This window comes from Kitasatospora sp. NPDC127067 (genome assembly GCF_042724755.1).
Lineage (GTDB): Bacteria > Actinomycetota > Actinomycetes > Streptomycetales > Streptomycetaceae > Kitasatospora > Kitasatospora lactacystinica.
In genome coordinates this window covers 1-14,505 of record NZ_JBHXEM010000115.1, presented here as the reverse complement: position 1 = coordinate 14,505, position 14,505 = coordinate 1, and the positions used below count along the sequence as shown (strand labels likewise).

At 73.5% G+C, this 14,505-nt stretch carries 12 protein-coding genes; 5 read left to right on the top strand and 7 right to left on the bottom strand.

All coding sequences use genetic code 11. The features are described from left to right. Positions 1-2: 2 nt before the first annotated feature. Together ACFWJ4_RS32565 and ACFWJ4_RS32560 are read right to left on the bottom strand one after the other, a co-directional pair. The gene (locus tag ACFWJ4_RS32565; protein ID WP_380550514.1) at positions 3-707 is read right to left on the bottom strand and encodes a response regulator; all 705 of its coding nucleotides are present in this window, start codon (positions 705-707) and stop codon (positions 3-5) included. Beyond that, positions 704-1,942, bottom strand: a complete 1,239-nt coding sequence (locus tag ACFWJ4_RS32560; RefSeq protein WP_380550541.1) for a sensor histidine kinase — start codon at positions 1,940-1,942, stop codon at positions 704-706. Before ACFWJ4_RS32560 ends, ACFWJ4_RS32565 begins: the two co-directional genes overlap by 4 nt. Before the next feature lie 211 nt (positions 1,943-2,153). Here ACFWJ4_RS32560 and ACFWJ4_RS32555 point away from each other — a divergent pair, with 211 nt between their 5' ends. Together ACFWJ4_RS32555 and ACFWJ4_RS32550 are read left to right on the top strand one after the other, a co-directional pair. Further along, positions 2,154-2,855, top strand: coding sequence for an ABC transporter ATP-binding protein (locus tag ACFWJ4_RS32555; protein ID WP_380550511.1), 702 nt, complete (start codon positions 2,154-2,156; stop codon positions 2,853-2,855). Beyond that, entirely contained in the window at positions 2,852-5,233 is a 2,382-nt protein-coding gene (locus ACFWJ4_RS32550; RefSeq protein ID WP_380550508.1) for an FtsX-like permease family protein, read from the top strand. Before ACFWJ4_RS32555 ends, ACFWJ4_RS32550 begins: the two co-directional genes overlap by 4 nt. A 60-nt stretch (positions 5,234-5,293) precedes the next feature. Here the strand turns inward: ACFWJ4_RS32550 and ACFWJ4_RS32545 are convergent, their stop codons facing one another. The 5 genes from ACFWJ4_RS32545 to ACFWJ4_RS32525 form a co-directional block, all read right to left on the bottom strand. Further along, on the bottom strand, positions 5,294-5,809 hold the full coding sequence (locus ACFWJ4_RS32545) for a histidine kinase (RefSeq protein ID WP_380550505.1): 516 nt from the start codon (positions 5,807-5,809) through the stop codon (positions 5,294-5,296). Positions 5,810-5,890: 81 nt separating this feature from the next. Further along, a complete protein-coding gene (locus tag ACFWJ4_RS32540) occupies positions 5,891-6,355 on the bottom strand; it encodes a DUF6193 family natural product biosynthesis protein (protein WP_380550502.1) in 465 nt (154 codons plus the stop codon). A 158-nt stretch (positions 6,356-6,513) separates the two neighbouring features. Further along, positions 6,514-7,542, bottom strand: coding sequence for a JmjC domain-containing protein (locus tag ACFWJ4_RS32535; protein WP_380550499.1), 1,029 nt, complete (start codon positions 7,540-7,542; stop codon positions 6,514-6,516). Positions 7,543-7,625: 83 nt separating this feature from the next. After that, positions 7,626-8,672: a cytochrome P450 gene (locus tag ACFWJ4_RS32530; protein WP_380550496.1), complete on the bottom strand. Its 1,047-nt coding sequence runs from the start codon at positions 8,670-8,672 to the stop codon at positions 7,626-7,628. A 571-nt stretch (positions 8,673-9,243) separates the two neighbouring features. Beyond that, positions 9,244-11,535, bottom strand: coding sequence for a M9 family metallopeptidase (locus ACFWJ4_RS32525; RefSeq protein WP_380550493.1), 2,292 nt, complete (start codon positions 11,533-11,535; stop codon positions 9,244-9,246). Between the two features lie 440 nt (positions 11,536-11,975). Between ACFWJ4_RS32525 and ACFWJ4_RS32520 the strand changes: the two genes are divergently transcribed. From ACFWJ4_RS32520 to ACFWJ4_RS32510, 3 genes are all read left to right on the top strand, one after another. Beyond that, complete coding sequence (locus tag ACFWJ4_RS32520) at positions 11,976-12,578, top strand: superoxide dismutase (RefSeq protein WP_359898768.1); 603 nt, start codon at positions 11,976-11,978, stop codon at positions 12,576-12,578. A gap of 253 nt (positions 12,579-12,831) precedes the next feature. Continuing rightward, complete coding sequence (locus ACFWJ4_RS32515) at positions 12,832-13,863, top strand: glycosyltransferase family 2 protein (protein WP_380550490.1); 1,032 nt, start codon at positions 12,832-12,834, stop codon at positions 13,861-13,863. Positions 13,864-13,932: 69 nt separating this feature from the next. Continuing rightward, entirely contained in the window at positions 13,933-14,361 is a 429-nt protein-coding gene (locus tag ACFWJ4_RS32510; protein ID WP_359898764.1) for an SMI1/KNR4 family protein, read from the top strand. The last annotated feature ends 144 nt before the right edge of the window (positions 14,362-14,505 follow it).

Sequence of the window (14,505 nt, the reverse complement as noted above, 5' to 3'; positions counted from 1 at the left end):
CGTCACCGGCCCCCGGCCGGATCGGCGACGGACCCCACGCTGACCAGCCCGGTCTCGTACGCCGCGACCACCACCTGGGCCCGGTCCCGCAGGCCCAGCTTGCCGAGGATCCGGGCCACGTGCGTCTTCACCGTCGCCTCGGACAGCCCCAGCCGGGCGGCGAGTTCGGCGTTGCTGAGGCCGCGGGCGAGCAGCCCCGTCACCTCCAGCTCGCGCGGGGTGAGCGTGCCCAGCTCCCGGTGCGGGGCGGCGGCGGGGCCGGCCGGGCTCTCCGGGCGGGCGAAGCGCTCGACCAGACGGCGGGTGATCGCCGGGGCGAGCAGCGCGTCCCCGGTGCGGACCAGCCGGACGGCGGCCGCCAGGTGCTCCGGGGTGACGTCCTTCAGCAGGAAGCCGCTGGCCCCGGCGGCCATCGCCGCGTAGACGTAGTGGTCGAGGTCGAAGGTGGTCAGCATGATGATCCGCGGCGGCTCCTGCGCGTCGTCCGCCAGGATCCGGCGGGCGGCCTCCAGCCCGTCCAGGCCGGGCATCCGGATGTCCATCAGCACCACGTCCGGCCGGCAGCGGCGGACGGCGGCGACGGCCCGCTCGCCGTCCTCGGCCTCGGCCACCACCTCGATGCCCTCCGATTCCAGGATCAGCCGGAACCCGGTGCGGACCAGGGCCTGGTCATCGGCGACCACCACCCGCAGCGGCTGCTCGGTCATGAACTCTCCAGGGGAATCAGGGCCTTGACGCGGTAGCCGCCGCGCGGCCGGGGGTCGGTGTGCAGGGTGCCGCCGTAGACGGCGAGGCGTTCGCGCAGGCCGAGCAGGCCGCGTCCGTTGCCGGTGGCGGCGGCGCCGGTGGGACGGCCCCCGGTGTCGGTGACCTCCACCAGCAGCCGGTCCGGGGCGTACTCGACGGTCACCGCGGCGTGGGCGCCGCCCGCGTGCTTGACGGTGTTGGTGAGCGCCTCCTGGACGACCCGGTAGGCGGCCAGCTCGACCCCGGGCGGGACGGCGCGGCGCTCGCCGCGGACGGTCAGCTCGACCGGCAGGCCGGCCTGCCGGACGCCGTGGACCAGCGTCTCCAGCCGGCCGAGGCCCGGCTGCGGGCTGAGGCCGGCCCCGGCGGCCGGGTTGTCGGCGCTCTCCGAGTCGATGGTCAACAGGCCCATCACGTGCCGGAGTTCGGTCATCGCCGCGCGGCCGCCGGACTCCACCGCGAGCATCGCCTCGCGGGCCCTCTCCGGCGCGGTGTCCAGGATCTTGCGGGCCGCCCCGGCCTGGATCGTCATCATGCTCACGTTGTGGGTGACGACATCGTGCAACTCCCGGGCGATCCTGGCCCGTTCGAGCTCCACCGCGCGCTGCAGCGCGGCCAGCTGCTCGCGTTCCAGGGCGGAGAGCCGCTCCCGCCCCTCCTCCACCCGGCGGCGCCACATCCGCAGTTCGTACGCGACCGCGAACACCGGCACCAGGAGCAGGACGGCGATCACCCCGTTGGGGAAGTGCGGCAGTTTGGCCGCGGAGAAGAGCACCACCAGGGCGGCGGTGGCGGCCGGCAGGCCGAGCAGCAGGGTCCGGGGGCGGCGCCCGTACGCGGCGGCGCTGTACGCGGCGACGACCACCGCCACGCCCGCCGAGTACGCGATGTCCTGCGACTGGTGCCGGACCAGCAGCGCGGCCGGCAGCACCGTCCACAGCACCGCCAGCGGGTAGCGGCGGCGCAGGACCAGCGGCAGCGGGACGAGCGGCACCAGCAGCAGCAGCCAGGACGGCGCCGTCCCGTGCGGGCCGCCCGCGATGGTCGCGTAGCGCCCGCCGGTGAAGGCGAGGAAGAGGGCCAGGGCCACGTCGAAGGCCTGGCCGCGCCGGGTCGGCCGGGGCGGCGGCGCGGTGCCCGGGCCGTCGGCCGGGCGGACCGCCGCGCGCAGCCGGCGCACCGTCGGATGGTTGATCACCGGGACATTGTGGGGGCCACGGGCCCCGCGGGACAGCCCCGCGGCCCGGGGGGTGGCCGGTACTCCCCACGACTACATCGGAGGCATGACACCGGCGGCCGTCCACCCGACGCGGTACGGAACCTGCGGCGGTCGGCGGACGCGGACCCGCGCCGCCCGTCCGTACCTTCGTCGCGGCACCAGACGGGAAGCGACCAGGAGCGGGGACATGAGCAGCGATCCGGTGATCGAACTGAGCGGCGTGAGCCGCCACTACGAGGGCGCCCGGGCGGCCCTGGACGACGTCACGCTGAGCGTGCGGGCGGGGGAGTCGGTGGCCGTGCTCGGCCCGTCCGGCAGCGGGAAGTCCACCCTGCTGAACCTGGTCGCCGGGCTGGACCGGCCCAGCGCCGGGACGGTCACCGTGGCCGGGGTGCGGGTGGACCGGCTGGGCGAGGCGGCCTCGGCCCGCTACCGGCGCGGCGCGATCGGCATGGTCTTCCAGTTCTTCAACCTGCTGGACGACCTCACCGTGGCCGACAACGTGGTGCTGGCCGGCGAACTGGCCGGCGTCCCGCGCGCCGAGGCCCGGCGCCGGGCGGCCGAACTGCTGGAGGCGCTCGGCATCGACCGGCACACCCGCGCCCACCCGGGCCGGCTCTCCGGCGGCGAGCGCCAACGCGTCGCGGTGGCGAGGGCGCTGATGAACCGGCCGGCCCTGCTGCTGGCGGACGAGCCGACCGGCGCGCTGGACTCGGCCGCCGGCGAGGACGTCAAGGAGCTGTTCCGCGACCTGCACGAGGACGGGCAGACCGTCCTGCTCGTCACCCACGACCTGGCCCTGGCCGAGGACTGCGCCACCCGGACGGTCCGGATGCGGGACGGCCGGGTCGAGGCGGACTCGGCTTCGGCTCCGGCGGTGGCGTCATGACCGCGCTCGGCAGGGTCGTCCGGGCCGGTGTGCGCAGGCGCCGGACGCAGTCCGTCGCCGTCGGACTGGCCGCGCTGGTGGCCACCAGCTGCTCCGTCCTCGGCGGCTCGCTGCTGGTCGCCTCCCGGGCCCCCTTCGAGCAGGCCTTCGACGGCCAGCACGGCGCCCACCTCACCGCGCGCTTCGACGGCGCCCGGGCGAGCGCCGACCAGCTCGCCGCCACCGCGCACGCCCCCGGGGTGACGGCCGCCGCCGGGCCGTACCGCACCGTCACCGTCGACCCCGAGCCCGGCTCCGGTACGGACCTGCCGCCCGGGATCACGATGGCGCCGATGACCGTCACCGGCCGCGCCGCGGCCACCGTCGGCGTCGACGACGTCACTCTGCTCCAAGGGAGTTGGCCGCAGCAGCCGGGCGAGGTGGTGATCGAGGCCGGGTACGGCGACAAGCCCCGGCAACCGGGCGGCACCCTGCGGCTGCCCGGCCTGCCGGGCGCGCCCACCCTCAGGGTCGTCGGCTTCGCCCGTTCCGTAAGCCGGACCTCGGACGCCTGGGTGACCCCGGACGGCATCGCCGCCCTCACCGCACCCGGCAGCACCCCCGGCTACGAGATGCTCTACCGCTTCACGGACACCGGCAGCGCCGACGCCATGGCCGCCGACCGGGCCGCCGTCGCCGCGGCCGCCCCCGGCGGGGCGCTCACCGGTGCGCAGTCCTGGCTCACCGCCAAGCAGGGCTCGGACCGCAACACCGCCCTGTTCCTGCCCTTCATGGTCGCCTTCGGCCTGCTCGGGACGGCCATGTCGGTCCTCGTCGCGGGCAATGTGGTGGCCGGCGCCGTCGGTACCGCCACCCGGCGGATCGGCGTGCTCAAGGCGCTCGGCTGCACCCCCGCCCAGGTGGTGCGCGCGTACGTCGCCCAGGCGCTGATCCCGGCCGGCGCCGGCACCCTGCTCGGGGTGGTCGCGGGCAACGCCCTGACCGTCCCGGTGCTCGCCACCACCGGATCGCTCTACGGCACCACCGCCTCGGGCCTCTCCCCCTGGGTGGACGCCGCCGTCGCGGGCGGCACCCTGGCCGCCGTCGCCCTGGTCGCCTGGGCCGCCGCGGCCCGGGCCGGACGGCTGCGCACGGTGGACGCGCTCGCCGTCGGCCGTACGGCGGGCGGCACCCGGCGGGACGCGTTCGCCACCCGGGCCGCCGCACTGGCCGCCCGGCTGCCGCTGCCCCGCCCGCTGACCCTCGGCCTCGCCCAGCCCTTCGCCCGCCCGGCCCGCGCGGCCGGGATGCTCGCGGCGGTGCTGTTCGGCACGGCGGCGGCCGTCTTCGCGGTGGGCATGGGCGGGACGATGGGCTGGGTGCAGCAGGCGAAGACACGGGACGCCGGGGACCTCGTGGTGCACCCGACGCGCCCGGACGGCCCGCCCGGGGCGGTTCCGGCGGGCAGGCCGGTCCCGGCCGACCGGGCCGTCGTCACCGCGGCGCTGTACGCCCGGCCGGGCACCGCCGCGTACTTCGGCAACGGCACCGAGGACGTCACCGTCCCCGGGGTGGCCGGCAGCACCACGGTGACCGCCTTCGACGGCGACTCCTCCTGGGCGGGCTACCGGATGGTCACCGGGCGCTGGTACCGGGGCCCGGGCGAGGCCGTCGCCCCGGCCACCTTCCTGGCCGAGGCCTCCGTCGGGCTCGGCGACCGGGTGACCTTCACGAGCCACGGCCGGACGGTCACCGTCCGGATCGTCGGCGAGGTCTTCGACCCGCACGTGCAGACCAACGAGCTGTTCACCGACGCCGCCAGCTACCCGCCCGGCACGGCCCCCACACCGGACTTCTGGGCCGTCAAACTGAAGCCCGGCACCGACCGGACCGCCTACGCCACCGCACTCGGCGCCGCGCTCGCCCCGGAGCACATGACCGCGGACACCGGCGGGCCGCACGGCTCCAGCGGCTCGATCGCCGCACTGAACTCGCTCACCGCCACCCTGACCGCGCTGCTGCTCGTGGTCGCCGGGCTCGGGGTGTTCAACACCGTCGTCCTGGAGATCCGCGAGCGCACCCGCGACACGGGCGTCACCAAGGCGCTCGGCATGACCCCGGCGCAGACCGTGGGCGTCGTCCTCGCCTCGGTGGTGCCGGTCGGGGCCGTCGGCGGCGCGGTCGGACTGCCGGCGGGCCTGCTGCTGCACGGCCTGACGGTGCCCGCGATGGGCCGCAGCGCCGGGCTGACCTTCCCGGCCTCCGCGCTGGACGTGTTCGGCACCCCCGTGCTGGTCCTGCTCGCCCTCGGCGGCGTGCTGATCGCCCTGCTCGGCGCCCTGCTCCCGGCCGTACGGGCGGCGCGGTCGCGCACGGTGGACGCGCTGCGGGCGGAGTGAGGGCGGGCCGGGTGAGGGCGGGGGTGTGACGGCGGGGGAGTGACGGCGAGGCCGGTGCGCTCAGGAGGCCCCCGCGCCGTCCGCCTTCCGCTCGTCGGCCTTCTGCTCGGCCGCCCGGACCTGCTCGGCGAACTCGCGCGCGTCGATCCGCTCGACCGAGGCCCCGTGCCGGTCGGCCAGTTCGTCCGCCGGGGCGGGCGAGGACTCCCGGACCTCCAGCGCGAGCAGCGCCCCGCCGTCCGGCACCCGGGGCGAGAGCAGGATCAGCCCGGCGCCGCCCTCGCTCGCCTGGTGCTCCTCGGCCGCGTTGCCGATCGCCGCTCCGGCCGCGAAGCCCAGCAGCACGCCGACCGGCCCGCCGAGCAGCCCGATCAGGCCGCCCAGCACGCCCGAGCCGACGGTGGCCACCCCCGCGCCCCGGGTGAAGGTGTCCGTGACCTCCAGCAGCCCGTCGGCGCTGCGCTCCATCGCCGCCACCATCCGCAGGCCCGGCAGGTGCTGCGCCTCGTCGAAGGCCGGGCGCCAGGCGGCGGCGTCGGGGAAGGTCAGCAGGACGACGTTGTGCTGGTCGCTCATCGTGCTCCGATCGGGCCGGGGCCGGAGGTGGCCGGGCTTTCATCGTGACCCCCGGTGCGGGGCGCTGCCACCCCGGCGGCCTCAGCGCGGCCCGTCCGCCGGGTGGTTGAACACCGGCCCGAGGTCCGGCGGGAGGTGTTCGACCAGCAGGGCGACGGCCTCCTCCGGGGTGGCGGGCGTGCCGAGCACCTCGGAGCCGCCCGGGCGGTGGATCTGGTAGCCGCCGCCGTCCTGCGGCACGGCGAACGGCACGCCCGCGGCTGCCCACGGGACCGAGGTCGACAGGCTGAAGTGCAGGTTGTAGTGGCTGGTCCAGGGGAAGAGCCGGCGCAGCCGGGGCTCCGCGCGGGCGGCCTTCAGCAGGCGCACCAGGCCGTCGTTGCAGCTTCCGGGGCCGTGCCCGATGTCGTGCTGGAGCCATTCCCACCGCAGGACGAGCCCCTCCCAGCGGGCCTCCGTGGCGGCCTCGGGGCCGATCGCGCGGGCGGCGGCGAGGTCCGGCAGGACGGGCTTGGGCAGGGTGCCTCTCTGATCATCTGATCGCATGGTGGGCAGTCTGCCCCAGCGCCCTCCGCAAAAGGGAAACGGTCGTTGGGTGCGGGTCCGGGCCGGGTCGAACCTCGGCCGGTCCGACCACTCCTGACGGACAGTCGGATCGTCGAGGTGGATTCCGTGCGCCGGGCGGTCGTCGTCGCCGCCGTGGGCTACTCGGCGGCGCCGCGCAGCCGGCGCCAGGTGCGGCCGACGGCGGCGAGTCCGGTGCGTCCGTCGGCGGGTGCGCCGGACTCCCAGGTGCGGGCGGCCGCAGCAAGGGTCTCCGCGGTCTCGGCCGGTGCCGCCGGTGCCTGGGTGGTGCCGGTCCGGGCGGCGCGGGCGGCGCGCAGGAGGTCCGCCGGCCCGAGCGCGTCGAGCCTCGCCCGGGCGTGGTCGAGCAGGGCGGCGCAGGCGTCGGCGATCGCGGCCTCGCCGAGCGGACGGGCAGGCAGGTCGAGGCCCTCGGCCAACTGCCCTTCCAGGGCGGTGCGCAGGTCCTGCACGGAGAGGTCGCGGACGGTCAGCGACAGGTGGGCGGACAGCCCCCCGGCGCCGACCGCCCGGTGCGCGAAGCCGCGCGGGATGTAGAGCACGCCGCCGGGTTCGAGCACGCCGTGCAGGCGCAGCGGGGAGCGCTCGTCCTCCGGGAGCTCGCCGAGCCGCCAGTCCGCCGCCGTCGGCGCGTCGTGGACGTACCAGGTCTTGCGCCCGGCGGCCTGGAGGACGAACACGTCGGCGTCGTCGCGGTGCACCGCGAGGCCCTGGCCGCCGGCCGGGGTGACGAAGAAGAAGGCCTCCACCCGCCGGTCGAGTTCCTCGGACAGCCGCGCCACCAGCTCGCCGGTCGGGCGGTGCCACTGGTCGACGCAGCGCAGCAGCAGTGTCGCCCCGCGGTGCAGCTGGGCGAGCACCTTCGCGCGGTCCGCGAAGCCGTGGTGCGTCGTGCCGTTGACGGTGCGCGAGGTGGTGAAGGCCTCGGGCGGGATGGTCACCTTGTCGGAGCGGACCATCTCCAGGTAGGGCGTGCGCAGCAGCCCGCCGTCGAAGGCGGCGTCCAGTTCGTCGAGGTCGAACGGCGCGGCGGGCGCCTCCGGGGTCTCCGGGGCCTTCCGGGGGAAGAGCGCGGGCTCGCGCTGCCACTGGCGGGCGGTGAAGCCGTCGACGTCGCCGACCCAGTCGGCCAGTGTGGGCGATTCCATGGTGTGTCCCGTGGTGTCAGGGGTGTTCGGTGGCGCCGGGATGCCGGGATGCCGGGATGCCGGGATGCCGGGATGCCGGGGCGTCAGGCTTCGACCCGCGCCTCGAACCGCACGGAGAGCAGGGAGCGCAGCGGCACCTGCGCGTCCTGCTGCGGGCTGCGGACGACCAGCCGGTTGTCCAGGGCCGCGGTCAGCAGCTGCTCGGCCAGCGGCACGATCAGGTGCTTGGCCCAGCAGCGGGCGCCGTCGAAGCCGAACGGCATGAACCCGGGCGTCTTCTCCGGGTCCGCGACGCCGTCCCAGCGCTCGGGGCGGAACTCCAGCGGGTCGGACCAGTAGTCCGGGTGGCGGTGCATCAGCAGCGGGAAGAGCGCGACGTCGTCCTCGGGCCGGATCTCGGGGTGGAGTTCGGTGTACGCCGCGCCGCCGTTGCGGTACAGCATCCAGGCGGGCGGCAGCAGGCGCAGCGTCTCCCAGAGGACATCGGTGAGGTCGGCGCGGTGCTCCTGCCGTTCCCGTTCCGGGCCCATCAGCCACAGGGCGTTGCCGGTCAGCGCGGCCACGCCGTCGCAGAGGGTGGCCGTCGCCCGCCGGTACATCGCGACGGCCTGCTTGCGCTCCAGCGGGTCGTCGGCGTCGCGGATCAGCCCGGCGAGTGCGGTGCGGCCGTCCTGGTCGGCGGAGCCGGGCCAGCGGGTCACGGCGCGGTCGGCGAGCCGGGAGAGGGTGTCGGAGCGGGTGACGCCGCGCTTCCACAGCAGCGAGACCGGCAGCGGGTCGGCGGAGAACAGCCAGCGGCGCAGGTAGGAGGTGCCGGCGTAGGGCCAGGAGCCGGACATGCCGCGCGCCGGCGGCGGGGGCTTGCGGATGCCCGCCATGGCGTCCTGCCCCAGTGCGCGGATGGTGCGCGTCGCGCTGTCGTGGGGGATGTCGGAGCCGGCGGCGGGCTTGTAGACCGAGCGCTCGTTGGAAAGGACGGGGCGGGCCGCGACGATTTCGGCCATCAGCCGGGAGTCCGAGACGCCGACCTTCGCCGGGTCGATCCGGAACACCTTCTCGTCCCTGGCCAGCAGCTCCTGAATCCTCGGGGCGAACACGATGGAATGGCTGCGTGCGGTTGCCGTCGCCATTTCTTCCACGGGAATCCGGCCTCCAATGCGAAATGGCTGGTAGTGCGTTCGGTGCGGCGCGCGGGGGGAATCCCGGACGCGCCGTGGCGCCGGCGGGGGCACGGCCGACCCGGGCCCCCGCCAGCGGCTGGCCACGTTAGATAACGTGCAGCACCCACGCGTGGTTCGCGAGGTCGTCGTTCTTCTTGAACTTCTTGACGAGCGCCTTGACCATCTTCATGACTAACTCTCCATTCCGGGGATTGGCGGGTACGGCGAGAATGCCGCACCCGAGCCGTCAGAACTATTCGGCATTCCGTTGCCGGAGGCCGAACCGGTTGATCTGTTCATGGACACTAACCGAAACTTCGCCGTCCGGACACCCCCTCGACAGAGGAATATGCGATCTCTTACGGGGTGTTGACGATCTATTCGATGGTCGAATCGTTATAACCCCTGGATATTCGCGGCGGGGGAGGGGGCGGGGTAGGGGAAGGGGGACGGGAACGCGGAAGGGCCCCGCGAAGCCGCGGGGCCCTTCCGTGCGTACGGTGCGCGCGTACGGTGCGTACGCCGCCTGTGACGCGGTCGGTCAGTTGTAGGTCGTGGTGACGGTCGCGCCGCCGAAGCCCTGCTGGGCGTAGAGGCTGAAGAAGACGTAACCGGCCGGCGGGTTGGTGATGGTCAGGGTCTCACCGTTGCCGCTGGTGGTGGACTTGGCCGTGTAGGAGCCGGTGGTGGCCCAGGAGCCGGCGTTGTAGTAGAGGTCGGCGTTGCCGGTGCCCCCGGTGGTGGTGATGGTCAGCTGCTTCACGCCGGCCGGCAGGGTCAGGAAGCTGTAGCTGTAGTTCCCGGTGGTGGCGGCCACGTTGTCACGGCGGCAGTTCTTGTCGAACTGCCGGGTGTCGGCGGCGGTGCACAGGGGGGCCTGGTTGGTGGGCAGCGAGCCGCAGTTGTCGGCGCCGCACTGCTTGAGCCAGGTGGCGAAGTCGGCGTCGTACGAGGTGCCGATGGTGGTCTTCAGCAGGGTGCGGGCGCCGTTCCAGTCGCCGGCGCGGTACTTGGCGAGCAGCGCGTCGACGTCCTGCGGGTGCGACTGGAGCATGTAGCGGACGGCCAGGTAGCCCCAGTTGTAGACGCGGGTGGAGTCCGCGTTGTCGTAGGTGCTGTCGAACAGGGTGCTCAGGGTGTAGGTGCCCTTGGCGGCCTGGGCGACCGCGGCGTCGTAGTGCTCGCCGCGGTAGCTGTAGGAGACGTACTCGGCGAGGCCCTCGACCCACCAGATGGTCGGGGTGGTCATGCCGGCCTCGAAGTCGCCGTACATGTTGTAGCGGCCGTCGAGGTAGTGGGTGTACTCGTGGTTGAGGTTCCAGATCTGGAACTGGGGGCGCAGCCAGGAGGCCTCGTGGGCGATGAAGCGGGCCTGGTTGCCGGCCTTGGCCGGGTCGCCCTCCTCGTACATGCCGCCGTTGTCGACCTCGATCTTGTACATCTCCCAGGCGTACAGGCTGTAGTTGTAGTAGTCGTCGAAGGCGACGACCTCGAGGTTGGTGTTGTTGTCGTTGGCGACCGGGCCGCCGTCCTTGACGACCTTGTGGAAGAACGCGTCCTGGTTGATCAGGCTGGTGCAGGTGTCGGCGAGCTGCTGCGCGGTCATGTCCTGGGCGCGGATGCGCAGGTTGGCGTTGCAGGTGTGGTCGACGGTGAGGACCAGCGGGACCAGCTTGGCCGGGACGTCACAGGTGCCGTAGAGGGAACAGTTGCCCACGTCCTTCTTCTCCGCGAACCAGAGCAGGTTCATGGTGAGCGGACCGGTGTTGCCGACCAGCGGGTAGCGGTTGATCAGGTCCTTGAGGATCGGCCGGCCCTGGGCGCGCAGCGCGTCGTTGGCCACCAGGTTGCCGAGCTGGATGCCGATCTTGGTGACCAGGTCGCCGCCGTTGATCAGGCTGCTGTTGCGGGTGACGAAGGACGCCGCGGTGGTGGCGAAGGACGGGTCGGCCTGGAGGGCGGCGACGAACTCCGGCAGGTCGAAGCCGCGCTCGATGACGGTCTCGGTGTTGGCGACGGCGGTGGTCATCGCCGCGGGCCAGCTGCCGGTGTAGTCGTTCAGCAGCCGCTTGACGACGCCGGTGTAGCGGGCGTTCTCCTGGGCGCTGTCGATCAGGGTGACGGCCTCGGCGAGGGTGTCGCCGTTGGCGTCGGTGACGTCCTTGCTGTGCGGGGCGGCGTAGAAGGCGTCGAGCGCGCCGCGGATGGCGCTCTTGAGGCCGTCGCCGTACGGGCCCACGACGTCCTTGTTGTTCCACTGCACGTAGTAGCCGGCGCGCAGGAAGAGCACCAGCTGCCCGGCGGAGGTGGAGTTGTTGCCGGGGTAGGTGGCGGCGGTGTCGCGCAGGGCGTTGGCGACGGTGACCATCTGGGCCTCGTTGAAGGCGCCCTTGGCGTCGTTGCCGGCCAGCTGGAACAGCGTGTTGACGCAGTCGAGGCCGGACGACTTGACCTGCTGGACCAGCGCGGCACCGGACTTGCCGGTGAAGGCGGAGACGTCGCAGGCGGCCGCGGCCGAGAACTGCCGGGCCGACTTGGCGGCGCCGACGGAGCTGCCCGCCGTCGGGGCGGTGGCCTTGGCCCGCGGGTCCGAGGCGAGCGGGCGGGCGTCCTCGGGGGTGTCCGGGGACTTGGGCACGGGGATCGTGCGCGGCGCGGCCTTCCCGGTCGAGGCGGCGGGTGCGGCCGGGGCGGCCGGGCTCCCGGCCGGTGCGGAGCCGGGGGTGCCGGCGGCCTGGGCGGCCGGTGCGAACAGGCCGAGCGAGAGGAGGAGCGCGGTGCCGAGCGCGGGCAGTCTGCGCGCGGCGTCCTTCGCTATCGAGGAGGGACGCATCTGTGGGGGCCTCCGGGGCCGTTGAGGGTGGGGGAGCCGTGCTGCGTGGGGCGCACGGGCCTTGCTGTGTGACATGTAAAATGGCACAACGGAGAACGCGGAGGGAAGCCCCGGGAAAGGATTGCCGGGCGGCGAGACCGAAACGTTGTCAGGTCCGCCCCGCGTGCCGGGTCCGTGGAGGTTCCGGACCCGACCGGGAGTCACGCGCGGGCCGGGGACCGTACGGGCGTCAGGCCCGCATCACCCGCCGGGGGCCCGGTGCCGCCGCCCCGCCGCGGTCGCCCACCCCTTTCCGGCCGGCGCGCCGAACGGCGGCCATTGTGCCCGACGGCGTGTGAGGAATAAGCAGGAGCCCATGCTTCGTTCTTGCAACTGATACGCAATAGTGTTGACCCGGCACGATCACCACCGTTCAACCCGCCGAAAGGGGCCGTGTCCTGATGGGCACCTACACGCTTCCCGACCTGCCGTACGACTACTCCGCGCTGGAGCGGGCGATGTCGGCCGAGATCCTGGAGCTGCACCACTCCAAGCACCACGCCGCGTACGTCAAGGGCGCCAACGACACCCTCGACCAGCTGGCCGAGGCCCGCGACAAGGACCAGTTCGGCGGCCTGGTCGGCCTGCAGAAGACCTTCGCGTTCCACCTGTCGGGCCACGTGCTGCACTCGCTGTTCTGGCAGAACCTCTCGCCCGAGGGCGGCGACCGCCCCGAGGGCGAGCTGGCCGACGCCATCACCGAGCACTTCGGCAGCTTCGAGGCCTTCAAGAAGCAGCTCACCACCGCCACCACCGGCGTGCAGGGCTCCGGCTGGGGCATCCTGTCCTGGGAGCCGCTCGGTCAGCGCCTGATCGTCGAGCAGGTCTACGACCACCACGGCAACGTCGGCCAGAACACCACCCCGCTGCTCGCCTTCGACGCCTGGGAGCACGCCTACTACCTGCAGTACCGCAACGTCCGCCCGGACTACGTCACCCGCCTGTGGGACGTCGTCAACTGGCAGGACGTGTCGGACCGCTTCGCGGCCGTCAAGAGCGCCTGACCCGCAGCGGGTGAGGGAAGGCCCCGGACCGGTCGGGCGGTCCGGGGCCTTCCCCTTGCGCCCCAAGGGGCCGCCCGTCCGGGCGGGTTGCCGTGGGACACGGCCGACGGACCGATGGATGCACCGATCCGCTCGCTCGATTCAACCCGGCGTTCGCCCACGGGTCGCATACGGTCCGTATGCTCGGGCCACTGTCGGTGACCGGCGGTCGACGGCCGCCCGGCCCGTCCGCTCCTGAGCGAAAGGCCGTGCGATGGCCCCCCGTCTCTCCCTCGTCGTCCCGATCTACAACGTCGAGCGCTACCTCGGGGAGTGCCTGGACTCGATCGCGGCCCAGACGTTCGAGGACTTCGAGTGCGTCCTGGTCGACGACGGCTCGACCGACGACGGCCCCGCCATCGCCAAGGAGTACGCCGAACGGGACCCGCGCTTCCGACTGGTCCAGCAGCGGAACCAGGGCCTCGGCGCCGCCCGCAACACCGGCTGGCGCCACCTCACCCCCGGCACCGAGTACCTGGCCTTCGTCGACAGCGACGACACCCTGCCGCCGCACGCCTACCAGCTGATGATCGGCACCCTCGACGAGACCGGCTCCGACTTCGCCGCCGGCAACGCGCTGCGCCTGCGCACCACCGGCCTCAGCCCCTCGCACGGCCACCGCCGCCCGTTCCGCGAGACCCGGCTGCGCACCCACGTCGGCGAACTGCCCGCGCTCGTCACCGACCGCACCGCCTGGAACAAGGTCTACCGGCGCACCTTCTTCGACGGCGCCGGCCTGCTCTACCCCGAGGGCATCCTGTACGAGGACGCCCCGGTCAGCGTGCCCCACCACTTCCTCGCCGAACGCGTCGACGTGCTCGCCGACCCGATCTACCACTGGCGGGTGCGCGAGGACGGCGACCTCTCCATCACCCAGAAGAAGACCGACCCGCGCGGCCTGGTCGACCGCGTCCGCTCGATGGAACTCGTCCGCGAATGGCTGCTCGCCCGCCCCGAACCGGTCTTCGCCGAGCACCTGCGCGCCTACGACCGCAACTGCCTGGTCGAGGAGATCCCGATGTTCTTCTGGACCGTCCCGGACGGCGACCGCGCCTACCGCGCCGCCTACCAGCAGCACGTCACCCGCCTCCTGCGGGCCATCGGCCCCGAGGCGCAGAGCGGCCTCAGCCCCCAGCTCCGCCTCAAGTACCGCCTCACCCAGGCCGACTCCATGCCCGCCTTCGTCGCCGTCCAGCGCGCCCACCGCCTCGCCCGCCGCACCCGCCAGGCCGTCCGCCGGGGCTGACCGGGACGTCGTTGCGGGATCATGGTCCTGTTCGGGGGCGGTTCCACGACGTTCTGAGGTGCGGGGCACATGGGTGTGACGGCAGGGATTCTGAGTGCGTTCCCCGAATCACTGAAGGGGGCGGTCGGCCTGACCCCGGAGCAGATCTCGCTGATCGAGGAGGATCAGGGAGTCGCCCTCCCCGAGGACTACCGGGAGTTCCTGGCACTCGCCGGCGGCGGCGGGTTCTCCGCGCTGCGGGGGGAGACGTACGCGTTCCCGGAGATCCTGGGGATCAAGGATCACGCCCGGGAGATCCTGGAGGAGTCGGCTCCCGGGCAGTCGCTCGACGGCTGCGTCGTGTTCATGGCCCATCAGGGGTACATCTACTCCTTCATCGGCCCGGCGGAGAAGGGCGGGAAGACCTACGAGGTCGCCGAGGGCCACGACGGAGTGCACGAAGGCGCGGCCTCCTTCGCGTCGTTCATCCACGGAACGCTGCGTGCCTTGTACAAGTGACCCGTCCGAGCCGCCCAACTGTCGTCGCGCAGGACAGCAGTGCCCAAGACCTCTCTGTCAGCCTTGGGTGAGACATCCCGCTTTGTCGGGTTAGCCTGAGGGGGCCCGAGTAGGAGTTCCACCCCTGATGACCAGCAGTAATCC

Excerpts from the sequence above, each read along its gene's own strand:
- ACFWJ4_RS32565 (WP_380550514.1), bottom strand. The coding sequence starts at position 707 with ATGACCGAGCAGCCGCTGCGGGTGGTGGTCGCCGATGACCAGGCCCTG.
- ACFWJ4_RS32555 (WP_380550511.1), top strand. The coding sequence starts at position 2,154 with ATGAGCAGCGATCCGGTGATCGAACTGAGCGGCGTGAGCCGCCACTAC.
- ACFWJ4_RS32550 (WP_380550508.1), top strand. The coding sequence starts at position 2,852 with ATGACCGCGCTCGGCAGGGTCGTCCGGGCCGGTGTGCGCAGGCGCCGG.
- ACFWJ4_RS32545 (WP_380550505.1), bottom strand. The coding sequence starts at position 5,809 with ATGAGCGACCAGCACAACGTCGTCCTGCTGACCTTCCCCGACGCCGCC.
- ACFWJ4_RS32540 (WP_380550502.1), bottom strand. The coding sequence starts at position 6,355 with ATGCGATCAGATGATCAGAGAGGCACCCTGCCCAAGCCCGTCCTGCCG.
- ACFWJ4_RS32535 (WP_380550499.1), bottom strand. The coding sequence starts at position 7,542 with ATGGAATCGCCCACACTGGCCGACTGGGTCGGCGACGTCGACGGCTTC.
- ACFWJ4_RS32530 (WP_380550496.1), bottom strand. The coding sequence starts at position 8,672 with ATGGCGACGGCAACCGCACGCAGCCATTCCATCGTGTTCGCCCCGAGG.
- ACFWJ4_RS32525 (WP_380550493.1), bottom strand. The coding sequence starts at position 11,535 with ATGCGTCCCTCCTCGATAGCGAAGGACGCCGCGCGCAGACTGCCCGCG.
- ACFWJ4_RS32520 (WP_359898768.1), top strand. The coding sequence starts at position 11,976 with ATGGGCACCTACACGCTTCCCGACCTGCCGTACGACTACTCCGCGCTG.
- ACFWJ4_RS32515 (WP_380550490.1), top strand. The coding sequence starts at position 12,832 with ATGGCCCCCCGTCTCTCCCTCGTCGTCCCGATCTACAACGTCGAGCGC.
- ACFWJ4_RS32510 (WP_359898764.1), top strand. The coding sequence starts at position 13,933 with ATGGGTGTGACGGCAGGGATTCTGAGTGCGTTCCCCGAATCACTGAAG.